Origin of the sequence: Arthrobacter sp. ISL-30, from assembly GCF_018613855.1 — a bacterium.
GTDB lineage: Bacteria > Actinomycetota > Actinomycetes > Actinomycetales > Micrococcaceae > Arthrobacter.
In genome coordinates, this window is sequence record NZ_JAGGPK010000035.1 from 1 (window position 1) to 25870 (window position 25870).

General features: G+C 62.0%; 19 protein-coding genes and 3 pseudogenes. 15 read left to right on the forward strand and 7 right to left on the reverse strand.

The window, feature by feature from the left end:
- Together J7E82_RS14405 and ltrA are read right to left on the reverse strand one after the other, a co-directional pair.
- Window positions 1-246: pseudogene (locus tag J7E82_RS14405) on the reverse strand (hypothetical protein); the annotation flags it as partial.
- Window positions 247-439: 193 nt separating this feature from the next.
- Window positions 440-1912, reverse strand: a complete 1473-nt coding sequence (gene ltrA, locus J7E82_RS14410) for a group II intron reverse transcriptase/maturase (RefSeq protein ID WP_214863792.1) — start codon at window positions 1910-1912, stop codon at window positions 440-442.
- 1139 nt (window positions 1913-3051) lie between these two features.
- On the opposite strand from ltrA, the gene J7E82_RS14415 reads away from it, so the two are divergent.
- From J7E82_RS14415 to J7E82_RS14430, 4 genes are all read left to right on the forward strand, one after another.
- A complete protein-coding gene (locus J7E82_RS14415) occupies window positions 3052-4239 on the forward strand; it encodes an IS110 family transposase (RefSeq protein WP_251041914.1) in 1188 nt (395 codons plus the stop codon).
- 74 nt (window positions 4240-4313) lie between these two features.
- Window positions 4314-5360: an IS110 family transposase gene (locus tag J7E82_RS14420; RefSeq protein WP_214863794.1), complete on the forward strand. Its 1047-nt coding sequence runs from the start codon at window positions 4314-4316 to the stop codon at window positions 5358-5360.
- A 1029-nt stretch (window positions 5361-6389) separates the two neighbouring features.
- Window positions 6390-6935, forward strand: coding sequence for a hypothetical protein (locus J7E82_RS14425; protein WP_214863796.1), 546 nt, complete (start codon window positions 6390-6392; stop codon window positions 6933-6935).
- Window positions 6936-6979: 44 nt separating this feature from the next.
- The gene (locus J7E82_RS14430) at window positions 6980-7213 is read left to right on the forward strand and encodes a hypothetical protein (RefSeq protein ID WP_214863798.1); all 234 of its coding nucleotides are present in this window, start codon (window positions 6980-6982) and stop codon (window positions 7211-7213) included.
- Window positions 7214-7941: 728 nt separating this feature from the next.
- Here J7E82_RS14430 and J7E82_RS14435 read toward each other — a convergent pair.
- Together J7E82_RS14435 and J7E82_RS14440 are read right to left on the reverse strand one after the other, a co-directional pair.
- A complete protein-coding gene (locus J7E82_RS14435; RefSeq protein WP_308113846.1) occupies window positions 7942-8394 on the reverse strand; it encodes a nucleotide-binding protein in 453 nt (150 codons plus the stop codon).
- Between the two features lie 101 nt (window positions 8395-8495).
- Window positions 8496-9638 (reverse strand): helix-turn-helix domain-containing protein, encoded by a 1143-nt coding sequence (locus J7E82_RS14440; RefSeq protein WP_251041915.1) that lies wholly within the window; start codon window positions 9636-9638, stop codon window positions 8496-8498.
- A gap of 469 nt (window positions 9639-10107) precedes the next feature.
- Here J7E82_RS14440 and J7E82_RS14445 point away from each other — a divergent pair, with 469 nt between their 5' ends.
- The gene (locus J7E82_RS14445) at window positions 10108-10446 is read left to right on the forward strand and encodes a hypothetical protein (protein WP_214863800.1); all 339 of its coding nucleotides are present in this window, start codon (window positions 10108-10110) and stop codon (window positions 10444-10446) included.
- A gap of 673 nt (window positions 10447-11119) precedes the next feature.
- On the opposite strand, the pseudogene J7E82_RS20775 reads toward J7E82_RS14445, so the two are convergent.
- Together J7E82_RS20775 and J7E82_RS14455 are read right to left on the reverse strand one after the other, a co-directional pair.
- Window positions 11120-11317 (reverse strand): annotated as a pseudogene (locus J7E82_RS20775) (IS30 family transposase); the annotation flags it as partial.
- Window positions 11318-12576: 1259 nt separating this feature from the next.
- Window positions 12577-13251 (reverse strand): DUF6766 family protein, encoded by a 675-nt coding sequence (locus J7E82_RS14455; protein ID WP_214863803.1) that lies wholly within the window; start codon window positions 13249-13251, stop codon window positions 12577-12579.
- 902 nt (window positions 13252-14153) lie between these two features.
- Between J7E82_RS14455 and J7E82_RS14460 the strand changes: the two genes are divergently transcribed.
- The 5 genes from J7E82_RS14460 to J7E82_RS14480 all read left to right on the forward strand — a co-directional run bounded on the left by J7E82_RS14460 (window position 14154) and on the right by J7E82_RS14480 (window position 19602).
- Window positions 14154-14372: a hypothetical protein gene (locus J7E82_RS14460; RefSeq protein WP_251041916.1), complete on the forward strand. Its 219-nt coding sequence runs from the start codon at window positions 14154-14156 to the stop codon at window positions 14370-14372.
- A gap of 2031 nt (window positions 14373-16403) precedes the next feature.
- Window positions 16404-16856 (forward strand): hypothetical protein, encoded by a 453-nt coding sequence (locus J7E82_RS14465; protein ID WP_214863805.1) that lies wholly within the window; start codon window positions 16404-16406, stop codon window positions 16854-16856.
- A gap of 88 nt (window positions 16857-16944) precedes the next feature.
- Complete coding sequence (locus tag J7E82_RS14470) at window positions 16945-17784, forward strand: hypothetical protein (RefSeq protein WP_214863807.1); 840 nt, start codon at window positions 16945-16947, stop codon at window positions 17782-17784.
- Between the two features lies 1 nt (window position 17785).
- Window positions 17786-18301, forward strand: coding sequence for a hypothetical protein (locus J7E82_RS14475; protein ID WP_214863809.1), 516 nt, complete (start codon window positions 17786-17788; stop codon window positions 18299-18301).
- Window positions 18298-19602, forward strand: coding sequence for a hypothetical protein (locus tag J7E82_RS14480; protein ID WP_251041917.1), 1305 nt, complete (start codon window positions 18298-18300; stop codon window positions 19600-19602). Before J7E82_RS14475 ends, J7E82_RS14480 begins: the two co-directional genes overlap by 4 nt.
- A gap of 789 nt (window positions 19603-20391) precedes the next feature.
- Here the strand turns inward: J7E82_RS14480 and J7E82_RS14485 are convergent.
- Window positions 20392-21798, reverse strand: coding sequence for an MFS transporter (locus J7E82_RS14485; protein ID WP_214863811.1), 1407 nt, complete (start codon window positions 21796-21798; stop codon window positions 20392-20394).
- 115 nt (window positions 21799-21913) lie between these two features.
- Here J7E82_RS14485 and J7E82_RS14490 point away from each other — a divergent pair, with 115 nt between their 5' ends.
- From J7E82_RS14490 to J7E82_RS14505, 5 genes and pseudogenes are all read left to right on the forward strand, one after another.
- Window positions 21914-22462 carry a TetR/AcrR family transcriptional regulator gene (locus J7E82_RS14490; RefSeq protein ID WP_308113848.1) on the forward strand — a complete coding sequence of 183 codons (549 nt, stop codon included), beginning with the start codon at window positions 21914-21916 and terminating at the stop codon, window positions 22460-22462.
- A gap of 851 nt (window positions 22463-23313) precedes the next feature.
- Window positions 23314-23571 (forward strand): annotated as a pseudogene (locus tag J7E82_RS21335) (HYR domain-containing protein); the annotation flags it as partial.
- A gap of 185 nt (window positions 23572-23756) precedes the next feature.
- Window positions 23757-23876 carry a hypothetical protein gene (locus J7E82_RS21340; RefSeq protein ID WP_374223621.1) on the forward strand — a complete coding sequence of 40 codons (120 nt, stop codon included), beginning with the start codon at window positions 23757-23759 and terminating at the stop codon, window positions 23874-23876.
- A complete protein-coding gene (locus J7E82_RS14500) occupies window positions 23873-24082 on the forward strand; it encodes a hypothetical protein (RefSeq protein WP_214863817.1) in 210 nt (69 codons plus the stop codon). The genes J7E82_RS21340 and J7E82_RS14500 overlap by 4 nt, the downstream gene beginning before the upstream one ends.
- Before the next feature lie 468 nt (window positions 24083-24550).
- A complete protein-coding gene (locus J7E82_RS14505) occupies window positions 24551-24904 on the forward strand; it encodes a TraR/DksA C4-type zinc finger protein (RefSeq protein ID WP_214863826.1) in 354 nt (117 codons plus the stop codon).
- Window positions 24905-25870 lie beyond the last annotated feature (966 nt).

Genomic DNA, 25870 nt, shown 5'->3' on the forward strand with positions numbered 1-25870 from the left:
TCCAAGCGCCTCGTGGCGCACCACAGGCTTCCAGTAGGTGCTGGTCGACTCCATTGCCGCCAGAGTCACACCCTGCTCGACCAGCCAATCCCTCATCAGCTCGAGTGAGCGCATCATCGTCCGAAAGGTACGCGTCTCGCTGTGACGACGACCGCCCGCCCCGGGGGTGCGTACGCACACGGTCACCGACTTCTTGCCTATGTCCAATCCGGCGATGCGCGTGAACATCACGTCCATCGAAATCACCAATCCCTCCAAGCGAGAACCGATATCGGCACCGCTTGGAGGATCCTCTGATCAGGACACAGACCCACGGTTGGGTCGGACCGCAGCGCCCTGCCGGGATTGCTCCTGGTGGTTTCTGCGGCCCGCCCGCCGAACCCGGCGTGCGCCTCTCAACGCACCGGGCTCTCCACGTGTCTTGACCGCTGGTCAGCCGCTACTGGCGGCTGCCGTTTTGGTTGTCCCAGGGGGTCGCGATGGTGCTGCCGCGGTAGCGGTAGCGGGACACTGCGACGCTGGATGCGCCGGTGAACACGACCCCCTCATGGGCGAGCCGCCATCCCTGGTCACAGAAACGACGGCGCACCTCCTTCATGCTGACCCGGCTCTTGCCCTTGTATTTCGTGCGTATCCACCTAACGATCCGCCACCAAGCGTGGCTATCGAGTTGCTGGAATACCCGCGAGGACACGCCGTGCCGGAAGTAGTTCGCCCATCCCCGCAACATCCGGTTGAGACTGATAATCAACTCTCCCAGACTCATATGCAGGGTTGACCTGCGCGTCTTGTGCCGCACCTTGTCCTTGGCCGACTGCACGGCCTTCTTAGAAGGTGTGGTGTAAACGCAGCGTCTCTGTGTTCCTCGTTTCCGTCGGCGATGGATATGGAAACCAAGGAAGCCGAAACCCTCGTCAATGTGGACCACACGGGTCTTCTCCGGAGACAGCCGCAACCCCATCGGGGCGAGCACCTCGGCCACCTCCTCCCGCAACTCCTCAGCGTGCCTGCGTTCTCCAGACACCATCACCACGAAGTCGTCCGCATAGCGGACAATCTTCCAGTTGCCGAGGCCATTGCGCTTGCGTTTGGCCCGCTGCTGGTCGGTTCCCATCTGTTCTCGCCGTTGCTCATCAAAGTGCTCATCCAACGTCGATAACGCGATGTTCGCCAGCAGCGGGGAGAGGATCCCGCCTTGTGGGGTGCCGCTCAGCGTTTCCTCTCGATGCCCGGTGGTCGTCATGACCCCGGCCTTCAAGAACGCTTTGACCAGCGCCAGAACCCGCTTGTCCTTGATCCGATGCCGTATCCGTTCCATCAACGGCGTGTGCCCGATTTCATCGAAACACGCCTGGATATCGGCTTCCAGCACCCACTCATGCCAGTGGCTGGCCAGAAAATGGATCTCGGCGATTGCGTCCTGGGCCCGGCGGTTAGGTCGAAACCCATACGAGCACGGTTTGAAATCCGCCTCGAAAATGGGTTCCAACACCGCCTTCAGGCTCGCCTGGACCACCCGATCCGCGACGGTGGGGATACCCAGCTTGCGCAGTTTCCCGCTCGACTTCGGTATCAGCACCTGCCGCACTTCGACCGGCTCGAACTCGCCCGACTTCAGCAAGGCACGAACGTGGCCCAGAAAGGCCTCCACCCCCATCCGGGACTCGACCCAGGCCACCGTGGCCCGGTCCACCCCCGGCGTCCGTGCCCCGGCGTTGGATGACACGCGTTCCCACGCGTGCACCAAAAACGCCGGATCATAGACAAGGTTAAACAGGTCACCAAACTGGCGAGAGAAATCCTCTTTCGCCCAACGATGCAACTTAATCTGCATGCTTCGTACCGTCCAGAAAGCCGAATCGGCATCCGGCCACTGCACGGCGCCGGTATTCACCGGCGCTTCTTCGAACATTGCAAACCTCTCGTTAACTGACACGCTGCCGCCCTTCCCCATGTGCGCGGGCTTTCCCCGGCTCCAAGTACTACGGCGGCTCCGCCCCACCCCTAACCTTCGGCCGGCATCAGGCCTATCCATCACTCCATCTCCCTGGCCGGAAGCGGTAATGGAACGGTTACAGATGGTTCCCACGTTCACTGTCGTCCGATTAACGGGTTAGGCACCCGGCTCTACCCCTGCGGCATCGCCACGGCTACACCGTAGACTTTCACCGTGGCCTCCCAGCCGCGAAGAGCAAGCCGGACCAGGAGTCCCCCGCCCGAAATGAGGGCGGGCGTGCACCGCATACCAGCCCACATCCACCGGGTTGGAGCTGGCGTTGCCTGAAGAGGCGTAACGACACCGGTTCCTTACGTATACCTTCCCGTCTCGCTCACCGGGCCCGACTCATCCGGCAGTCCTGAACCGGCCCGACTTTGTCGAGGCTGCTCCCACCAGTTCTCGGTGATCCCCGAGAACGGCTGCCTCCAGCTTCACTCCACCGCTACGACGGCGAAGCGACGAAGGTCTCCCACCTCCATTCGTGACAAACAGCGCCACGTGTCACACTGCTCTACGGCAACAATTCGGCACACCCAAGAACCCCGCGCCATACACTTTTACGGGCTCACCCGCACCAGTGTGAATCGACGTCGCCAAGCGGCACCCCAATTCTCACCCCTCGGCCCGCGGAAGGCACTTCCGCATCCTTTTACACCTTTTGCGTCGGACCGGGTCGTACATCGGCCGGACTGGCTCGGATTGCCTATGTTTTCCAGAGTTCCCAGTATTTACAAGGGCTGAAATCTGGTTCGAGTCCCACCTCGGGCACGCGTTATCCCCTAAGCCAGGGGCGGTTTTTGGGGCTCTTTGCGTGTTGACAGTAATGATGAAATTGGCTGTGTTGCCCTGTGGCTCTAAGTGTTGCTGACGCTCCTACGAGGGGGGTTGTCTTCACAGTGATCTGTCCACGGCAACACAGCTGCAGTAACCGCGGCGGCCAGATGGACATGACCTCATAGGAGCTTGTTCGGAAGAGTCCCATTACTGTCTTGTCTGCCCATCCGGCCGGCGTGCCCCTTCTCATCGCATGCAAAGGTCAGGGCAGTTTCATCATGGCAAAGGAACTACTGAAAGTCATCGCCGGGATCGACACCCACGCCGATACCCACCACGTCGCCCTCATCACCGACACCGGCCTGCACCTGGCCGACCGGGAATTCCCGGCCGCCGGCTCCGGCTACCAGGACATCATCACGTTCATAACCGGCTACGGGCCGGTGCTGACCGTGGGCGTGGAAGGCACCGGCAGCTACGGCGCCGAACTCTCCCGCGTACTCGTCCGTGAAGGCCTCCATGTTGTGGAGGTGATGCGTCCGAACCGGCAGGCCCGCCGGCTGCAGGGAAAATCCGACCCGCTCGACGCCTACCAAGCAGCCGAATCCGTGCTGTCCGGCCACGCCACTGCGACACCGAAATCCCGCGATGGTGCCGTGGAATCCCTGCGCGTGCTGCGCGCCGAGCGTGCCACCGCAATGCGTGCCCGCGTCGCCGTGATGGCCCAGGTCAAAGCGATCCTGATAACAGCACCGGAGACCCTGCGCGCCAGATACCGGGCCATGACAAGCCGCGCCCTAATGGCCGCACTGGAAAAGACACGCCCCACCGGGCAGCCATCCGAGCCGCTGACCAGCACAACGACCGTGCTCAAACGCCTCGCCCTGCGCTACCGGCACCTGCACCACGAGCTGGCACTGATCGATGCCGAACTCGACGCCATCCTCACCATCCACGCACCCATGCTGCGCGATCTACAGGGCGTGGGCACCGACGTCGCCAGCCAACTCCTCGTCACCGCCGGAGACAACCCCGAACGCGTCACCACCGAAGCGAAATTCGCCGCCCTCGTCGGCGTCGCCCCAATCCCCGCATCATCAGGCAAGACGACCCGGCACCGGCTCAGCCGCGCCGGCGACCGACAGGCCAACAAAGCCATCCACCGCATAGTCCTCGTACGGATGCGCTACGACACCAGGACCAAGGCCTACGTGACAAGGCGTCGCCGGGAAGGCAAGAGCACCAAGGAAATAATGCGCTGCCTCTCTAATAGACATTGGCTGGTCTGGTACCTGCTGGCAGGATGGCTGCCAGTCCTGCCGGACGTGACTCCCGCTGCCTCTGGCCCATCCGGTTGCGATGGTGCCTTTCGTTTGACTTGTCCGTTCGGCCAGGGCTGGCGCCAGCCTGTCCTCTTCCGATGGCTTGATAGAAGGTCGTCCAGGGTGCCACCTGTGACTCATTAGAGAGCTGCCTCGAAAGAACCCTTCCAGACCGGCGCCAATCCACGGCACCTGCTTCCGGAAAGGAAAGAGCCGCAATGACCATCGTTGCAGAAGAATATGGCCACGTCATGGGCGTGGACACCCACGCAAGAACACACACCTACGCGATCGTGGACACCTCCACCGGTGCCTGCCTAGTATCAGAGTCCTTCCCCACGACGGCAGCCGGCATCCAACGGGCCATCGCCTGGGCGAAACGGAACTCGAACGGGACCGTGCTCGCTGCCGTTGAGGGCACTTCCTCATATGGTGCCGGGCTGACCCGTGCCCTCAAGACGGCCGGTATCCCGGTAGCGGAGGTAAAGCCGCCGGGCAGGCAGGCCCGTGCCGGTGTCGGCAAGTCCGACCCGATTGATGCCGTGGAGGCTGCCCGCCAGGTTCTGCACCGGGACGTGGACCGTCTCGCGGCACCGCGCGCCGACGGGCTCCGTGCGGCTCTCCGCGTGCTGTTGACCGGCCGCAAAGGGCTGGACACACGGCGCACCGCTGACCGCAACGCACTGAACGCCCTCGCACGCACATCGGATCTCGGCGTTGATGCCCGTAAGGCCCTCACCGCTGCCCAAGTCACGATGATCGCTGGCTGGGGAGAGAGCGCCTCCACCCCGGTGGACCAGCAGATCGCCCGCCAGGAAGCCACCAGACTCGCGGCTGCTGTCAAGGATGCGGACAGGCACCTGCGCCGGATAAAAGCGCAGCTGAAGGAACTCGTCGAGCAGCTCGCCCCGGGATTCCTGACCCGCCCGGGCATCGGTCCGGTAACCGCCGCGGTCATCCTCTGCGCGTACTCCCACCACGGCCGGATACGCTCCGAATCCGCATTCGCAGCCCTTGCCGGCGTTTCCCCACTGCCCGCGTCCTCCGGGAACACCGTGAGGCACCGCCTAAACCGCCACGGTGACCGGCAGCTGAACATGGCCCTGGACATCATCGTGAAAGTCCGCATGGTCCGCGATGAGACCACCAGACGTTACATAGAACGCCGGACCGGCGAAGGCCGGACCTACCGGGAAATCAAACGCGCATTGAAACGCTACACAGCCCGCGCCATCTTCCGGGAGCTGCAGACCCTCCTTGCTTGACAAACGTCATAGAAGGGTCAAACGCTACCTAGCCCGGGAAATCTACGACCAGCTCATCCACCCGCAACCCGCCCCTGACCCGGGCACCCTCCGGGCAACACGCACAGCCAAGCAACTGACCCTTCAGCAAGCCGCCCACGCCCTGCACGTCTGGCCAACCACGCTGTCCCGCCTCGAACGCGGACTCACCCACGACACTGCCATCCACCACCGCTACCAAACCTGGCTCAACTGCCAATCCCCCCAACCCATACAGACCCCCCATCGCGGGATGACCCCAGCATTGGCATGACACCGGTGCACCAAAAGGGAGCAACCTGGATTGGGCCCGTGCACCGGCCCCACAACCGGGGCAGCAGAGGCTCCGGGGTCAAGGGCGGCCGCAGGCCGTCGCACAGCGATCGCAGACCCTTGACGCCGGAGAAACCGGCCCCGGTAACCTTGCACGGCCGCTGGGCTCAACAACCATTGACATCAATAGGAGCATCACTGTCCACACGCTGGGGTGGGCTGCTCGGACCTGACTCCGTCGGTGTGTTTAGTTGTGGCTGGCCATTGCTGTGGCCGGTGCTCCTTTCTGCCGGGTTGGGCGATGTTCTCGCTTTTCACTCCTTCATGGTCGTGACTGGCCGGAGCGACATGACCTGGTTCGCGAGGGGGAGCGGGGCCGCGCATGCTGGCTGAGGCTTTCTGTTTTGCATACCTGTTCATGGTGGCTTCTGTGGACTACTGCATGACCGAGACGAGGTTTTGAATCTTTTTAGATCCGCCTCCCAAGCTGATTCCTGGTTCCGCTGTCAGGCCATCATGGTGTGTCCCGGTGGGAGCTACATGACTGGCGCCATCTGGGCGCAGGGACGGGATCGTTCGAGTAGGAACTCGCCCGCCGTGGGGTGGGGGAATGGCTTGCGCCCACCGCCACCTCTCGTATGGACCGTGGAGTATGACCCCCGACCCTCTGCGCAGGCGCCAGTGACCTTTTGTCGGAGGCATCTTGTATGTTCGGACCAGATGTCAGGGCGCCGTGCCATGGCACACGAACAACGGGGGCGAGATTTGTCTCAGGAACTCGTCGATTACGTATGTGACCATCTCTTCGCGGCAAACAGCTCGTGGCCGCGAGATTCATTCTTCTCGCGCGACAAGTACGCCAAAGTGCTGGCGGGCCGCATCGCCCGAGCCGTCGGTGAGAGCCCCATTGAGTACGCGCTGGCATGGGTCAACGGAGAGCGGCATGGTACGGAAATAGGATTCCGCGCCACGGTCTTTACTGCTGAGGCTGTCATCTCAGGATGCATCTTGTCCTCGAACAATGACAATCACCCGCCCATTGGCGACGTGAAGATCGTCCCCCGTAAAGCCATCCGCACGCTGGTGTTGCACAGCGTGTACAACTTCGAAGACGAGAAGTCGCACACTGACACATTCTTCACCGCCACGTACGAGGGCTTAGATCCGGTTGTCGTGGACACAGCGGATTACCGTTTGCAACGCGACGGACATGTCGACAAGCTATTCGGCGCCCTCCAAGTTGACCTGCTGGAGACCATCGTGAATGTCTCACCCCGGTCTTAGCATCGGCTAGTAATACATAATCATCCAACGCGAGGAGACGGCCAGTGGCCGGACTATCAGGGTTTGACGATCTAAGTAGACAATTGAAGGATTTCGGCGACAGCGTCGTGAAGCTGGACGGGCTGACCGTCGGCATCGACCCCGATACCGACAGCGTGTCGGCTGTACTCGATAAGGTGCGGCAGGAAATTCGCCGGAAGGGTGCCTACGAGCCCACAGCTTCAGCGCTGCGGGACATTGCCCAGGACATGCTCAACGACGCGCGGCGCCGCAAGTAGATCGCGAAAAAGCTCGGAACGTCCTAGTGCCGCTTGCTGGGCCTTCTGGTGTTTCGGGAGGGCTACCGGCTCGCCGCGCGCTCGATCAGGCTACGCAGGTCTATGGCGAGCCTTCTGGTCTCCTCAACGGTTATCCCTTCGGAGTCGCCGACGTAGACCCGGACGCCTTCTTCCCGCGTGCAGGTTGTTGCGACATCCCCGGAGGCGGGTCCCTCATGCTGTTCACGACAAAGCCGGCAGGCTGCTCTGGCAGCGCTCGGCTAGGGCCCGGTAGGGGAAGTGGAACGCGAAAATAGCCGCGGGATGCGTTTTTAGTGGGGTCGTCTTTGACAAGAATCCGGTCCAGCAGTGCCTCGATTGCGCGAAGCGTGTTCGTGCGGGAGGAACGTTGACCGCTTCCCGGCGTCCGATTCCTCAGGCGCCGGAACCACCGGCCCTTCTGCTACGTCGTCGCCAACCCCACGCGGACGATGATTGAACGGTGTGATCTCGAACCTGCGCCGGACCCACGATGGGCTCGGCTACTTCGGCTTCACGAATCCCCCGAGGCATACGTCGAGGTCATGGGCTTCGATCGCCTCGTCAACGCAGCCACAGAGCGGAACAAGGCGTTCTTCGACAAGCTTGGCCTGCACCGGGCCAGTCGGCAACTGTTCGTCGAGGCGCTCCGCTGAAGGTTACAGGCGGGAAGGTCGAAATATGTGACAGCCGACGGACTCCTACGGCCCCTAGAGGTCTTCATAATCCAGAAGGCCCTCGGACAAGACATGGCTTCGAAAGCCGCCTTCGCCGAATGGCAGATAGTACTCGTTTTCAAGAAGATCATCAGCCAATTTCTCGACCATTGGGGTGGTGAGCTGTTTGGCGCGGATCCCGTCACAGAGTATTGCGACGGTGGTTGTGACTTTCAGGCCATCTTCTGCGGCGATCGTGCGGGCGGTGCTGTCGTCAATGACGAGCTCACAGCCGAACACCTTGCCGATGGCGAGGACGCCACACTCTCCGCGGTTTTTCCCTCCGGCCACCAGCCGGTTTTCATAGCTTGCTTGTGCACTGATAAAGGCCAGGTCAGTTGAGCGGTAGACCTGGACCCAGTCGGCGTTCAGTACCTGATCGGGGCCGGAGGCGCCACTTGCCGCCGCGTCGATTAGCTCTTGTTCAACGACGTCCGGAATGAACACGGGTCTGTCGTCAGCAAGGAATCGCAACACACCCAGCCACCCCCTCATCGAGAAATGCCGGAGCGGGCCTGTGTCAAATACCAGGGCGTTGGCTGGGATTGTCAAGAAACGAAGCTCCAGATTTCCTCCGGTCGCCGTTTGCGCGGCGTAGGAAGGTCTGCTTCGTCAATGGTCTCCTGGAGCAGTTCCAAAGCCCGCTCCTTACTGATTCTCTCGGTGCGTACAAGGCCGACGACCGCCAGAGTGAACGGAGCCGGGACGCTGGTTGCAGCGAGTTCCTCCAAGGGCACGTGAAGGTCCATCTCGATCATGTCGAGTTGAGTTGTGCGTGTCTGCCGAATACTGGCTTCGTCCTGACTTCCGACGATGCCAAGCTCCCTAAGACGGGTTGCCAAAGTGCCCATATCGACCCGGAACTTGTTGCCGAGCCGGATGGCGGCACTTCGCTCATCGGAGGTCTCGATGATCTCCTTCCAGGAATCTTTCACGGCGGTCTCGGGCAGAAGTAGGGCCCTGGCGAAACGCTCGATTTTGGATTCGTTCGCGCTGTCCTCTGCCTGCGCTCCGGAGACACGCCAGTCCACTGTGTAGTCATCGGCGACAAGATAATGCCCGAGCTCGTGGGCAAGGGCGAGTCGGCGACGACCGATCTTCATTGAGCTGTTGATGAGGCTGACGCCACCCTTGCGAAGAAGAATAGTGCCGGCATCTGCGGTGTCAGATCCGATATTGCGTGAAAAGGCCAGCAGACCGATACCGGCAACACTCTTGGTGAGATTCACGATGGGCTCATCAGGAGACAGGTCCATGAGATTGCGCGCGGTTTTCGCCAGCTTTTCGGATTCCGCTCCGGTTGCGGGGAGAGGGAACCCTCCATCGGGCAGCTTCTCCGCCGAGTCGATGCCGAGCTCTTTCATGCCTAGCGAGGCAACGAATTCGACGTCGTCGGCAAGTCTTGCCAGCAGAGAGTCGATTTGTGAGTCGACAGTGTCCAACCCTTGGCTTGAGCGATGGGAAACCAAGGCTGGAAGAGGATCTGCGAAGAATGTCGACATCCGCACACCGATGGCTGCGGCGATGTCGGAGAGCTCCAGTGCGGTTACCTTGCGAGTCCCGCTTTCAATCTTGTTGATCGCCGTCCGTTCCAGGTTGGTTCTCTGGCCGAGCTCTTTCTGGCTGAGATCCGCCCTTTCCCGGGCCTCCCGGATTCGCTCTCCCAAGACATTGGAATCAATGTTTGCCATGTGTGCGATTCTCGCACACACTATCGGCGGGGGGAAGTTCGGGCCGCCTGTCATCGCGGAAGTTATCTATCGGCCGGATCTCCGCAGCGGTTCGAACGGCACCGGCCTGCTGGTGGGTCTACTCGGTGTCTGTGCTCAGGCAGGCAACGGGCCACATGTTCTAGCAATCCGGGGCAGGACTTCTGCCAGGTCCTTTTGGTTGATAGCGCCGATGTGAGTCCTGATGTGTTCGGTAGCCCGCGCCATGCCTGCTTCGTCCCGGCACCAATCGGCAAGAGCAGCATGCTCGTGGAGGGTGCTCCCGCAATTCAAAACATGAGATGTTCTGAACGGGGGCGAACTGCCTTGATCTGCATTCAATTCATGCCATGGCTGGCCCCATCGATTCGGTCGCGGCAGTCAAAGGCCTCTACCGCGTCCCCGGCTCTAGAGTCTGCCAATTCCGATCGGAACGACACTCCAGAACGCCATGCGAAAGCGGATGGAAGCAGGCTTCGCTTACGAGCTCAACTACAGCTTGTCGCCCAAGCGCATGGTGGGGCTCTACCTCAACTACGCGGAGTTCGGCCCAAAGCTCTATGGCATTCGATGTTATCGTAGCGACCGGCAACACTGGGCCCGAATGGGCTCCTTTGACGAAAGCGAATGGGGCGCCTTCGAACCGCAGGAATCCGTTGGAGAACTTTCCCAACTCGTGTCGGCTCAGGTCAAACAGCCTCCCGTTCTTTGTCCAAGCGACGACGCGCGGTTTAAGCCGCTGATCGCATCGTCATCCAACCAGCCAATTACTGCCCCATGGACGTTGTAGATAGGTTCCACGCCTTCGACCTTAAGACTCATCACGGACAATTCGAGTTTACGGCCTGACCTCGACTCACGCCCTGGCCCAATCACGGACGTGGGCATCGGAAATTTGGTCCGTATATGGCAGGATGAACTGTAAACGGGAACGCTGGCATGCGGACGGTCCGCGGGTTGCGGAGGCTAATTGCACTTGGGGGGCACAGGATGACAGCTGAACCTTGATCCACATACTGGTCCCTGTTAGGGATTTCCACAATTGGTGTGTGTACTCGACTTTCGCAACCAAGTACTCGAACTTTCCGCAGATTCCCGGAGTTCTACTCGCGTACGAGGTAACGTCTACTAACGGGTTGCCGTCAACCGCTGACAAGGCTTCCAAGGAAAGAGGTCGGGACGCTTTATTTCAGAAGATCGGCCTGAGGGCTCGCAGTGAGGCCGGCGGCCATGAGGGGGTCGGGGCGTGCCTGAATCGGCTGCCGGTAATTCAGCGTTAGTGTTTAGGGGCATCTGATGGTCGTCGAAAACGACGAAGACGAGGACGCTGACGATCTCAGCGAGGAAGGCGCCGGCATTCGCGCTGAGCGCAGTGCCGTACTGGAAGCGGCCAGCAGTATTAACCTCGCGGTGGTTACATTGCATTCTGGAAAGACGGCAAAGTATTCGGAGCAACCCGGGGTTTACGCTGCGGGTAGTAGCTGGTTCAGCCGGTTGGTTGGGGTCTAGCTGGAGAGTGGGCCGGGACCGCCGGTTGAGTTTCGCGGCGACCCGGCGGAGATCGTCCGGGTGTGGACGGATAGGTCGGATCGTTTCTCGAACCGGAATCTGAGGAGCCGGTTGGTGTTCTCGTTGGTGCCGCGTTGCAGCCGATGATGAGGTCGCCTTCCGGATGCCCGGGGACCGCCCGGTCGTGAGCTTCGGCCACTGATCTTGAACGCCTCATAGGGGCTGTTCTTGTGCCGGTCCGCGGCGTGGGGATGTGGCTCCTGGGGGAGATGATCAGCTTGTGATAACTCTCATCGAGGTACCAAAATCCAGCTGTTGCAATGCTTAAATCCCTAGATTTAACGCATGGGGAACGCTGGGCAGGAATATGCTGGGCAGCAATATAAGGAGGGCCACCTCGGGGGTCGAGGGCTTATTGTCAGGGCTCCGCTGCCGCTGCGGCTTAGGGTTATTGTGGTTGTGAGAGCGTTCAGCATAGGTTGAGCGGCCGGCCTCTGAACCATACGGATGGGAGTCTCGATGAATCACATTCTGACTGATACACCGGACCCGGTTAGTTCCCGATGAACAGCTCTCAGCTGTCCAGGTTCATCAATGGCGCTCAAGGACCGGATGAGCTCATTCCCAGTCTTTCCGCTGAAAAACTCGCTGCCATACTGGACGCTCTTTACCAGAATCTTGATACCCCGACGCCGGATCCCGCGGCGGACCTCTGGTACCAGCTTTGCGTTGAAGAAAGCTTGCGCAGAGCAGCTGAACATCGCAGCTGAGGATGCCGTCTACAGGGACACCTCCGTGGCCGATTTCTCCGGATGGTGCTGGATCTCGTCCAATCCAGCTTGAATACGAGATGGAGCTGCCGCCGGTTTGGTTGCCTCCAGGCACGAAAATAGACCGTTGCTAGGCAGTGGCTGGAGTGAGCGTGACTCTCTAAGCCTAAGAGCGGAGCTTGCGGAGGGCCCCGATCCTGGCTTGTTGCGGTTCGCATTGCACGAAATATCATTCGCCCGCCGCTTCGTAGACTTCGCCGTTCACCAGCATGTGCCAGATTTTTGTCAGTATCATCGGGCCGTGGGCGCTATGCGGTGATAATTGGCCGAGAGATAGGTGGGCTTGCAACGCCCGCGGTAGGAGCGGCTATGGCGAGGATCGCTTCAAGTGCCTGTTGCCGGGAGTGGACCCGGATGATTGACCGTGCCAGCGGATTCGTTCGAGCTGGGGCGGATGCCTGCCCAGGGGGTCAGGTGAGCGGCAGTAGCAGAGACTGTTGTGTCTGCCTTGTTCAGCGATAATGACGCCTGCAGGTCATGCCTGTGTCTCCGTGGCTGGTGGCGGGTGATGCGAGCCCCTTTCACAACCCGTTATTTGACCCCGCGTACCAACAAGTTCAACACTGTGTCGTTTGCGGTTCTCAGCCTGTGGCCCCGGTGTCGTCATGTGCCGATCCGACTGGTTTGGATTCCGGCGACCCGCGTTGCCGGAGATAGATGGAGAGGACAACCATGGATCCGACGGCCAGGAACTCGGATTGCCAGTTCTGCAGTGTGCGGTTCCAGAAGTCGGGTGAGGCCAGGTACTCAGGCCATGGAACGGGTTCTTGGAAGTTGCGGAGCTGCTCTTCATTGAAGGCCGTCTGACCCGTGACTGACTGAACCAGCCATGACAGGATGAAGATCAGTCCCATGGTTGCCCCTAGCGAGTTCGAGAACACCGTCAAGCGCCAGCCGCTGGCCTTTGCCCAGGCCGGCGACTTGTGATTGGCATGCTCGCCAATCAATTGTTCTTCGTCGGATTCGATCCCAGGGTTGTCCAGTTCCTTTGACTCCGGTGATCCCTTCTGGACCAGCCAGACCGTGGCGATGATGTAGAGGAGGAACTGCAGGTATTCCGACTGCCAGTTTTCCGAGACGTCGACGGTGAAGCTGGAGGAGGTGACGTATTGCGCGAAGTTGATTCCCTCCAGTCCGGCTGCGGCCTGTTCCTCGTTGAAGACGGCGAGCCCGGTGATGGCCTGACCGACCAGGGCCAAGATGAAGATCAGTCCGAAGAATAGACTCAATCCGTTGTTTTTCAACGCATTCTTCATGCCGGGCCCCTTATCCGTGTGCCAGTCCGACGATGGCCATGTAGGCCAGTCCACCGAATATTAGGATGAGATAAAGAGTGAAGACCAAGCGCATTTCTATTTGCCTCCCACTTCACACGAATATGGAGATTCTCCCCTCGGAGTGCATCCGGCGGCGGTGACAAGCCATCCAGAGCCAGACACCGCAACAAAAACCGTGTCACCCTCGAATTCCACTAAGGCCTCACGGCCGTAGGCTTTAGTCACCCCCAATGCTCCGGCATTGGGGAGGTGCAAGGACTCCATCCCGGTTTCGCAGCTGCCGCCGTCCTGCCCCGCGGCCTTCTCCCGCGTTGCAGGCTGCAGTAAAGCGCATGCCGCAGACCAGTCAGAGGCGGCGATGGCCAAATGGAAGTCCTGCGCCACAGAGGCGGCCCTTGTCGCATCCGGGGCGCAGCCGGATGCGGCCAGCAAGACAAGTAGAGCGGCAGCTGCCAGAAGCAGGCGGCTCGGACTTTCGGAATTGAACGTGGACGAACATCTCCCTGTGTTCACTATCCCTCCTTCGGTGCCGGTGCTGTGTAGAACGTACTGCAGAACGCCGCTCTACGACAGAACCGCCGCCGCGCCCCACGCCAAGTCGCACTGCGCACATGCTACCGCCCCTAACTGGCACCCCGGTGCACGAACCCGAAGACCGCTCGGGCGGAGGCGGTTCATGGTGGGTCTGGCGCTGGTTGCGTCTTCCGCTTCGTCCGGGAGCTCTTCGATTATGTCTTCAAGGAAGAGCACCTTGGTGGTGTTCTACCTCGACACGTGCTCTGGGTGTCATTACCACCGCCGTTTTTCCGGTTGCCCACCGAGCTTATTTCGCATCCAGGGCCAGGTCTCCGACAGTTAACACCCGCAAAACAAGGATCATCATGACCCCCATCTCAAAGCCCTACTCCATGACACTTACCGTCGCCGACCGCCAAAGCCTGGAACGCGACCTCGACGAGGCCGTCAGCCAGGCCATCAGTGAGGCCCTCAAGGAAGGCAACAAAGGTATTCTCGTCACCCGTTGCGATTACCGGACATTCAAGGTGGAGCTTAGCGAGGACGTTCCTTTCGGTACCATCGCTGAAGCGGAGTTCGCGTGAACCGCAGCCTGAATGCTAGGTCGTCTACGAATCCTTGATGCCCAGGTTTCGGGGCGTCTGCGTCGCTGGCGAGGTACAGGCGTAGCATGGCGCTGATCCGCGTGGTGTTGGCGTGTTGCAGAACCTGTTTTCTCGCGGCCTTCAACCGAGAGCTTGCGCACTGACAGTGGACGTGTCGGCAGTACCAGTCGGTATTCGCATAGTTCCTGGTCTCCCTCCACCCTCGCTTGGAACTGTAGGCGATCGCTGGATTTGGGAGTCGTTCGGGTAGGGGAGCAGCCGTTGCGCTGAGGCCCCGGAATGCAACTTGGGGGACCGGGCGCGAGTTGAATCACTGTGGGCACAAGACAGAACTGATGCAGAAAAGTGGGCAAAAAAGCGGCGTGTACGGTGTACACGCTTTTGGCCTCGGACTGGGTCGTACATCGGCCGGACTGGGCCGGATTGCCTATGTTTTCAAAAGTTCCCTGTCTTTGCAAGGGCTGAAATCTGGTTCGAGTCCCACCTCGGGCACACGTTTTCCCCTAGGCTGGGGGCCTTTTAAGGGCCTCTAACCCTATGTACGCTGTACACACCCTCTCCGGAGATGGTCTCGACCGCTCCGCCGGAGCCTTTTTAGTTGTGGTTGGCCGTTGGCGTGGCCGGTGCATCCTTACGTCTCTTTGGTTGGGCGATGTTTTCGCTTCTCACTGCTTCATGGCCTGGTTCAGCCGGGGCGACATGACCAGGTTCGCGAGGGGAGCGGGGTCGTGCGTTGCTGGTTGTGGGTTTCTATACTCATGCATGTTCATGGTGCTTGTCCGGGGCTACGGCATGACCGGGACGTAGTTTTTTGGATTTCTTTTCGTGGCCGCCTCCCAAGCCAGGGGTGCCTGTTTTCTCGGTCACTCCTTCATGGCGTGGCAGGGCGGGAGCTGCATGACTTGAATGGGGGAGTGGCGCGCGCCTCGTTCTGCTTCCGGATACTGTGTGGAAAACACCCTGCGACCTGTCTGCAGAAGGTGCCCGCCTGTCCGGTCGTCATCCGGGTCTGTCAGGCCGGTGTGTCCCGTTTGTATCATCAGGGTTCTCTGTTTGATGGAAGCATGACTGAGCAGCCGCCTGTAGCCGTGACCGAGGATCTGGACCGGCTGCGGGCAGGGCCTTGGACGGGGTGGTTCCCGGCAGGGCCGAGTCAAACCTGCTCGTGGCGACGTGGAACATCCGGGCCCTTGGTGATCTGACTGCAAAGTGGGCGGCCGGGGCCGACGCTCACCCAAGAGGGACTGGCACGCGATTGGCTGTCTGGCCGAGGTTATCTGGAGGTTCGATGTTGTCGGCGTCCAGGAAGCCCGTCGAAACCCCGGGGCCCTTAAGCACCTGCTGGCAACTCTGGGACCGCGGTGGCGGGTCATCACCTCTGGCGTGAGTCTGGACCCTCCAGGCATGCGGGGCACCCACATGACCGGGGAGCCTGCCTCCTTATCTGGGGGCCTGCTTTTCCTAACGGGCGAGTCGCGAGGCCTAACTGGCTGAAGAGGCAGCTGGCGCGTCACAGTTACGACTGGTCGTGTAATAGCTCATTTTCGCTACTGGATTTGATCAAGGAAGGCTCAAGCTTCGCTCAGGTCCGTCTCGGGCGCTGTTGGCGCAGTCGCCAGGTTAGCGATGGGTGGATATGAGTTGGTTTCGGCGAACCGGGTACCGGCCTGGAGGTTGGTGCTGCCTGCCTGCCACATACCGTAAAAGAGCTCTTGGACGCTGATTCCTGCTGTTCCTGAACTGTTTTCCGGCAACGTTGAAGGGTTTGATCCCCTTGGATCGGAGGCGGATCCCCGCGATCAATGGCTGCATCAAAGTGAGTACTGGAAGAGCACACAAGTAGTCCTGAGCTTTTGGGACGCTGAAAAAAGCGAGTACTCGGGTTTGTTGCCGCTAGCTGGTTCCTGCCTGAATCATTGGCTCATCGCTTCATCCGTCGGCAAGCGGCGGGATCCTGGGGGTTGCGGGGGCTCCCTTGATGTGTGCAATCGACTACAAAGGAGTCTCAAAATGCGCAAACTTTCCAAGAAGAGCCGGGTCGCAGCAGCCGTGGGTGCCGTGGCCCTGGTCGCCGTCGGCGGCGGTGCCGCGTACGCGTACTGGACCACTACCGGTAGCGGTAGCGGCAACGCGGCCAACTCTGCGGGCGGCGGAACGGTGACCTTGCACGCCACGTTCGACGCCGGCCTGGCACCGGGCAACACCGTCGCCGTGGCCTACACGGCGGACAATGCCAGCACCACCGGCACCGTGGTCGGCGCGCTGCAGGCGAACGTGACCACTGACAACGCTGGCTGTCTGCCGGAGTGGTTCGACGTTACCGCCGTCACCAGCGGGTCGGCTGTGGCTCCCACTTCGACCGGAACCTCTGTGGGCAGCGGCGCCCTGACGTTCAACGACAGCACGGCCAACCAGGACGCCTGTAAGGGCGCCGTGGTGACTGTCAACGTCACTAGCGAATAAATCTCGCTGCCGGGGGTCCGTGTATTGCGCGGGCCCCCGGGCTTTCGGCGTTTCCGCCATCCCGTCCGCTTTCGAAACGAGGCTCCAGATGAACGACCATCCAGAACCAGTGACACCGGTCCACCGGGTCCGCGGCGCCGCCCGCGTGTTCTTTCTTGCTCTGGTGGTCATCCTCGCCTCGGTGGGGGTGCTTGCCGTGGCCGGCGGACAAGTCAATGCCGCAAAGGCGCAGGCAGGAATCGCCGTCACCTTGTCCCCCTCCAGCCGTACCGTAGATCAGGGGCAGTCCGCGTCGTACACGGTGGCCGCTACATCCACCGGCGGCTTCTCGGGCAGCGTGACGTTCGCCGTCTCCGGATTGCCTGCGGGGGCCACCGGAAACTGGTCCCCGGCGGCAGTAACCCTGGGAGCGGGAAGCACCGCCCAGACGACGTTGACCGTGTCAACGGCGACCACAGCTTCGGCTATCAAATCCGACTTCACGGTGACCGGGACCAGCGGAAACAACAGGTCCAACACGGCGCCAGGCCAGCTCCACGTCAGGGAAGTCAAGCGGGAGTTCACCATTTCCGGGTCGCTCTCCGGCATGCTGGCGCCGGGCATTGCCAGGCCGCTGAACCTCCAGCTTTCCAACCCGAACGCAAAGACCATTACGGTCAGCAATCTCTCTGTGGGGCTGGCCGAAGTGATCCGAACACCGGCCGCCGTAGCCGCCAACCTTCCCTGCACGGCAGCGGACTACACCATCAGCCAGTACTCCGGCGGATACCCGATCACGCTGCCGTCGGGCTCCACTTCACTCTCCCTTTTAGGTGTGCCGCAGGCACAGTGGCCGCAGATCAGGATGCTGGACACGCCACTCCTGCAGGACGGCTGCAAGGGAGCCACCCTTAGATTCATATATTCCGGGACAGGGCAGGGGAACTGACATGGGCAAGCACTCCCGCAATCCCGGCGTCCGCCTTCCGCGGGCGGGATGGTTGGCACGCACAGCCGCCAGCACTGCGGCACTATGTATCCTCGGCGGAGTCGGCACCGCCTACGCGTACTGGGCGAGCACGGGAGCCGGAAGCGGCTCGGCCGCCAACACCACCATGGGGACCGTCGGCGTGGACGCGTTCGTTCCCGGTGACAGCCCGCAGACCACGCTGGTTCCGGGCGGTAGCGCCGACGTCGTCCTCCGTGCCACCAACCCCAACCCTTACCCAGTAAGCGTGTACGCCATCATCGCTAACGGAGCGATCACAGCGGACGCCTCCCATCCGGCGTGCACAGCACCGGGCGTGACATTCACCTCCCCGGCTGCGCCACCGACGTCGAACATTCCGGCCAATTCATCAGTTCTGCTCTCCCTCCCTGGTACGGCCAGCATGTCCTTGACCTCCGCGTCCGCGTGCCAGGGCGCGCAGTTCCATATTCCCGTGACACTGGAGGTCCGGAAATGAGCCGGCACCGCAACACCCCATCGCGCCAGGACCTATTCCGCACCCGATTCAGCACTGAGTCCTCGGCCGCTCTCGGATGGAACAAGGCAATCGTGATCGTTGCGGGCGTACTCCTGGTTTCATGGGGCGGTCCGGCGGCCAGCGCATTCTGGTCCACGGCCAGCAGCACCAACTTCGCTGCAGCCCAAGCGGACGCCCTCGCGGCCGGCCCAACTCCTACGACGGCCGTTTCGGCCGGCAGCGTTACCGTCAGCTGGACCCCGGGAAGCACCTCGGCTGGCCGGCCGGCGACAGGCTACAGCATCGCCCGGTACGCCGCGCCAACCGGCGGCGCCAAGATCCCGGCGGCCGGCAGCTGCTCCGGTACGGTTAGCGGGCTCACCTGCACCGATATCAACGTTCCCACCGGCACCTGGTACTACACCGTCACTCCCTCAATCTCCCTCTGGCAGGGGCCCGAGGGCGCCAGAAGCACCGCCACCCAGGTCGACACCACCCCGCCAGCGGCGCCCGTGATCAACGCACCCGGCTATGTAAACCCGAGCACTATGGCCAGCGTCCCGGTCAACGGCACCGCCGAAGCCGGCTCCACGGTCGCGCTGACAGTCACTGATGCCGGAGCCGCTCACACCCTGACACAAACAATCACGGCGAACGCAAGCGGCAACTGGACAGCCACGCCACTGAACCTGACCGCATTCGCTGCCGGACCAATCACATACTCGGCCACGGCCACCGACGCCTTCGGCAACACCGGCACGGCGGGTAGCGCGACAACCATCAAGGACGTCACTTCACCGACCGTCACAGGAGTACTCCTGGGCAACGGCCCGGGAAACAACATCGCCGGCAAAATCGAACGCGGGGACTTCGTGACCCTGACATTCTCCGAAGCCCTCAGCGCCAACAGCATTTGCAGCGCCTGGACGGACAACACGACACCGCAGACCCAGAATGGAAACGGACAGGTCACGGTATCCATCAGCTCCACAAATGTACTGACCGTCACCAGCACCGGATGCCCAGCCCTGAGGGTCGGCAATCTGGCACTAGGCGCCAGCTACTACTCCTCAGGGCCCCTGACATACAAGGGCAACGGATCCAACGGTGCCTCAGCCCTGCACTGGAATCCGGGAGCAAGGACTCTGACCATCACCCTCGGTTCCCAGTCCACCGGCAGCGCGTCCACCACCGTCCAGTCAGCAGCCTCGGCAAGCTACACACCGCAAGCGGGCCTGACGGATATTGCCGGCAACGCCTTGGGCACGACAACCACGACAGGAACCGCCTCCCGGTTCTAAGCACGGCACCGCTCCATTCGCCTATCGGTTTCTCTCCCGGCCGGTACAGGCCGACGTGAAGCAGGGTCGGACGCCATCATCCTGGGGCCGACAGGAATCTCCGGCCCAGGAGCCGGCGCCGCAGACAAGCCATTTTGCGTCCCGCCTCGGTAAAGCTCTTTAGACTATTACGACATGGCCCTGCGAACAAAGGTATAGGCCCAATCGTCTGCGTCGGCAAATGTGCTCCTGGCCGGTCGAGGAGCCGTGCAAGAAGCCTCACTCCTTCGGCCACCTTTGAGATCGTGTTAATAAGCAGGTAACAGAATCATGAATGGGCCAGGGTTTTTGGGCGCCCTTATGGCAGATTCTGACAGCACAGGCCCCTGTTGAGGTCCCAACAAAGAGTCCGACGCTGAACGCCGGAGGCCTGCCACCGAGCCGGACAAACGACAGTGTGCTGAACAGGGCATGTGGGGATTAGACTCAAGGCCCTCAGTTCATTGGGGGATGCAGACGCAGCGCAGAAGAGCACTGTTCGTTTTGGCCGCGCTCCTCATCCCGCTGGCCAGGTGCAAGTACAGTGGCCCGGCCGGCCACCAGCTCAAACTTTTTCCCAAGGATCAACGGAGCAACCTCGGTCCTCCGAGGAAAACCGCATTGAAGTGGCCCGTTGCTTAAGGCATCCACAACCCTGGGCAAGGTGCCGAAGTTCTCGCCCCAGTGCAGGTCTCCTGCAACGGGGACGTTTTCAAGGCGACCCATTCAGGCTCGTTCATTCCGCGTAGCCTCGCCAGTGAACGGGCGCTTTCAAGCCCTCCGAGGTCTGATGACCAGCCCCAGGACGGCTGCCAGCGCGAGGGCGGAGAGGATGGTCGCCGACCAGAACCCGGCCCGTCCGCCGGTCAGGAAGTCGTCGGGGGTGGCGAAGGCCGCGTAGGTCGAAGCCACGATGGCCAGTCCGACGGCGCCGCCAAGTTGCTGCATGGTCTGGAAAAGCCCGGAGGCGGACCCTGCGTGCTCGGGTTCGACGTTGCGGAGCGCGAGCGTCGTGAGCGGCATGAACGTCATGCCGGCTGAGATTCCCGTAAACAGCAGGGCGGCCATGACGATCACGAAGGGGGTGTCCGGACTCAGTTGCGTGAGCGGCAGGAAGGCGGCGACGCGAAGCGCCGCGCCGACGATGACGAGGCGGACGGGCCCGAAGCGCTCGACCAGCCGCGGGACGATCCGGGACATCGCGAAGATGCTCAGGGGCATCGGCAGGAACGCCAGCCCTGTCACCATCGGCGAGAAGTGCAGATCGTTTTCGAAGTACTGGACCATGAGGAAGAACATTGCCAGCATCCCGCCATAAGTGGCCGCCATCGCCGCCAGCGCCGCCACTCGGCTCGGGCTGCGGAGCAGCTGCGGGCGGAGCAGGGGGTGGGCCACTCTCCGCTCGGTGAAGGCGAGCACAGCGATCAGCGCTGCGCCGGCCACGAGCCCGCCGATCGTGCGGGGGCTGGACCAGCCGCCGTCGCCTGCTTGGATGAGAGCCCACACGATGGCGACGGCGCCGCCCGTTGCGGTCACTGCTCCGAGCATGTCGAAGCGCCCGGGTCTCCGGGGAGTTTCCGCGACCAGGCGCGGCACGGCAACGAGGACGACGACGCCGATGGGCACGTTGATGAAGAGGGTCCACCGCCAGCTGGTCATGTCGGTGAGCAGGCCGCCAAGAATGAGCCCGAGCGCGCCGCCCATCGATGCGATGGCGGAGAACAATGCAAGCGCCCGGTTCCGCGCGCCGTCGTCCCGCGCGCTCGTGGTGATGAGTGCGAGCACGCTCGGGGCGGCGAACGCGGCACCGAGGCCCTGCAGTGCGCGTGCGATAACGAGGAGAAATGGCGAGGTGGCCAGGCCGCCGAGCAGCGAGAAGACCGTGAAGACGGCGACGCCCACCAGGAACGTGCGGCGACGGCCGAAGACGTCTCCGATCCGTCCGCCGAGCAGCAAGAGGCCGCCGAAGGCAACGGCGTAGCCGTTCAGGACCCAGCTGAGCTCGGCCCGGGTGAAGTGGAGGTCGGTGGCGATGTGGGGAAGTGCGACGTTTACGACTGTCGCGTCGAGGACAAGCATGAGTTGGGCAAGCATGACCAGCCATAGGCCAATGCTGCCGGCGCGGCGGCCCGATGGCGAGATCCCGGCGGGCGCCCGTGTGGCGATTGTGGGTGTCATGGGGTGGTGTCCTGTTCTAGCCGAAGGGCTGACGTACACTAAGAGGAGAGATGCTCCGGTTAGAACTATACGGAGACGCTCTCCGTTTGGCAACAATGTTTTGAGAGGTGTTTCTGTGCGCGCTGACGCTCAACGCAACCGCGATCGGATCGTGGAGGTTGCACGTGCGTTCTTCCGCGCCAAAGGCTTCGACGCCGTTTCGATGGACGAGGTCGCCAAAGGGGCCGAGGTGGGCGCCGGAACGCTGTACCGGCACTTCCCGACCAAAGAGTCGCTGTACGACGCGGTCCTTGAGGCTTGGGCGGGGAAGGTCAACGCGGCAGTCGACAGGGCGCTTTCGCTCGACGGCTCCGCGCGGGAGCGGCTGTTGAATTGGCTGACCGACTATGCGGCGATGCTGACAGAACACAAGGGTGCAGCCGCGCGGATCACTGCTGCGCTGGGCGATCCCGGGTCTCCATTCGCAGCAAAATGCGAGACTTACCTCAATGCGAATCAGCGCGTGATTGACGCATTGGACTCGTTCCTGCGCCCCGGCGTCGAGGCAATGCAAATCAGCCGGCTTGTCGGCGGTGTGGCTGCAGTCGCAGACAACAGCGCGCTTCCCGCCGACTCAGTGGCATCGATGCTCGCAATCGTCGCCGACGGACTGCTCGCTCCCTGACGGCTGCAGAGAACGGTTTCGAGGCCGCTCTGCCAGCGTCCACCTCACCGCCCGGCGATATGCTCCGCAATGTACGCCGCATCCCTGCCCACGCCGGCGACGATGGACGAGCCGTTTAGTCCTTCTGATCCAACGCGTACCACCCGGATCCTGACGGATCACCGACTAAACGAACCACGGTGGTTGCAACCTCCAAGAGAGGCTGGGTGTTGCAACGACCGTCGGAACCCGCCTTTCAGCGGGCTTCCTGTCGCATCGCTATGCGACTCGAATGACTTAAGCCAATGGTGGGAATCTCGACCTCCGCAGGGTCCGGCTCGGCCCGGGCCGTACACCTGGGCAGGTGTGCGCCGATGGTGACTGCGACGGCGTCGAGGAAGGAGATGATGCTGACGCTTATTACGGCGGGTCTTTCGGTGCGCAAGATCGCTGACAGGTTGGGGTGCAGTCAGGGCATCGTCCAGGAAGGTATCCGGAAAGCCAGGAAACGGCACCCCTCGGTAATGCGGAGGGAGCAGCGGGTGCGGTCAAGCCAACGCTGAGCGGTGGGCGCCCGAGGGGGCCCGGCCAACGGCCGAAGCGTCCAGCCCGCTATCAATGCCGACGGCCGGTACGTCGCCTTCGGGTCGTTAGCGGACAACCTGCTGCCGGGCGACACCAACGGCGCCTACGACGTGTTCGTGGGTGACCGCGTGACGGGCAGCATCGAACGGGTCAGCGTCGCCAGCGACGGCAGCCAAGCCAACGGCGGCCTCAGCCTCGCCCCCGCGATAAGTGCCGACGGCCGCTACGCTGCCTTCGCGTCGATTGCGAGCAACCTGGTGCCGGATGACACCAACAACACCTACGACGTGTTCGTCCGCGACCGGGTCGGCGATGCCCCCACAGACATCGCACCGCCGACCTTGACACTGCCCGACTCGATCATCGCGGAGGCGACCGGAGCTGCCGGCGCCACCGTCCCTTATACCGCTACTGACACCGACGACACCGATCGCAACCCGGCTGTGGCCTGTGAACCCGCCTCCGGATTCAGCTTCCCGCTCGGGGCCACCACCGTGACTTGCACAGCCACCGACGCTACCGGCAACCAGGCCGGCGGCAGCTTCACCGTCACCGTGGTCGACACCACCGCGCCGACCCTTACCCTGCCCGGCCCGGTCAGCGCCGACGCCACCGGCCCCGGCGGTGCCGTGGTTAGCTATACCGCCACCGCTACCGACACCGTCGATCCCAACCCCACTGTCGTCTGTTCGCCCGCATCCAGGGCACCTTCCCGACGGGGGCCACCACCGTGGACTGCACCGCCACCGACGGTACCGGCAATCAGGCCGTCGGCAGCTTCACCGTCACCGTTTTCGGCGCCGCCGAGCGGCTGGATGACCTCGAGGCGCTGATCCTCGCCTACCCGTGAAGGCCACCGTGGAGGCCAGCCAGCTGAACAAGGTCACCGGCGCCGAGGAGGCGGTCGCCGCCGGCAAAACTGATGTGGCCTGCAGCATGCTCGCCGACTTCCTCGGCCAGGTCGCCGACTACCGGGCGGCCGGCAAACTCACCGCCGCGCAGGCCACCGAACTCACCACGGAGGGTACGTGGATACGAGCAGTCCTTGGCTGCTGAGTATACGAGCAACAGACTCCCCTGGCAGCTTGCCGGGGGATTGCTTAACTCAATAGAAGCAAGGGCGTAGAAACCCGTCTATGACTCAGAGGTCGACCCACTTGGGCCGACCTCTGAGTCCGACTCCTGATCGCCAACATGGCTGCCAATGAAGTCCTCCGCGCACGGCACCGGCTGCTCCACGATATCGAGTACGTGCTTCTACCACCCTCCAGAGAATGCACTGCCGGGCGTTGCCCTGTCCTCAATGACCGTGGGCAGCGACAGGGGAGGGGATCATGCGGTGGCCGTTTCCTCGACTAGGGGACGGGGGCCCCGCAGCTGAATGCCCAGCACATCGCTTCCCGCCACCCACAGTCAGATCAAAGGCCGGGAAGCTGGCTGGGCAGTTTATGTATCAGAAGGCTGCGTGTTGGCGCAGACTGGATCCTCGACGCTGCCTGGGTGGTCGCGGTAGTCTTGCAGGCCATGGTCGACGTGGAGCGGGTCCGAGTCCTTCTTGAGGGGGAGCGCGACCGCAAGCATGCTCTCCTCAACGCACTTCGCCAAGATATCGGCTCGGTGAGTGCGGCCCGACAGGATTCCAATGCCGACGATGAGCATGATCCGGAAGGCAGCACCATCGCTTTTGAGCTTTCCCAGGCCTCTGCGCTGTCTGAGCAAAGCAGGGCCGGCCTGGAGCAGATCGAGGCCGCTCTTCAGCGGATTGTCGGTGGAACTTACGGATTCTGCGCAGTGTGCGCTGCGGTCATTCCGGAAGGCCGTCTTGAGGCCAGGCCCTGGACACCCTTCTGCGTACAGCATGCCTCTGGAAGGTCCTGAACCCACGTCATGCCGCAAAGGGCGGTTCTGCGCGAGACGGCAACCTCGTCGGCCTGGTGCGAGCAGTGCTTCTGGCCGGCGTCGAAATGTGTGGTGTGCAGCCTGCTTCCGACTCGGCCCCTACCCTGCCTCCGATGGGGCCACTAGGCTGCCCCGGCGTCCGATTATGCGACATCCAAGCCTCAGTCCGTGAAAGGTGGGAAGGGAGGAGAACCACCGTGACTGAATTCGAGTCGGCACATAGTGTGCGAACCAATCAGCTGCTAACCGGTTGGCAGGCAATCCCTAGCGGAAGGCACCTGTCACAGAAAACGAACTGCCGCGCCCCCTAGTTGGAGAGCGCGGCAGCCGCTTGGAGTTGCTCAAAATCTCTCAGAAAAGGGGGTGTGTACAATGCGCACACTCTTCGCCTCGGACTGGGTCGTATATCGGCCGGTTTGGCTCGGAGTGGGTATGTTTTCTGGAGTTCCCTGTATTTGCAGGGGCTGAAATCTGGTTCGAGTCCCACCTCGGGCACACGTTTTCCCCTAGGCCAGAGGCCTTTTAAGGGCCTCCAGCCCTGTGTACGCTGTACACACCCTATTCGTGTGTCGTTTTGACGGCGTGTTAGCCGTGCCCCGTGTTTAGTTGTGGTTGGCCGGTGGTTCCTTTCTCCTGGGTTGGGCTGGTGTTTGGCTTCCTACTCGTTCATGGCATGGTTCAGCCGAAACGACATGACTAGGTTCGCGAGGGGAGCGGGGGCGGGCGCTGCTGGTTGTCGGTTTCTGTACTCATGCATGTTCATGGTGACTTTCATGGGCTACTGCATGACTGGGACGTAGTTTTTTGGGGATCTTTTTTCGTGGCCGGCTACCAGGCCAGAGATGCCGGTTGCTCAGTCACTGCTTCATGGTCTGGGCGGGGCGGGAGTTGCATGACTTGAATGGCGGGGGCGAGGTGCGCGCCTCTAGTACTACAGTCGCGGTT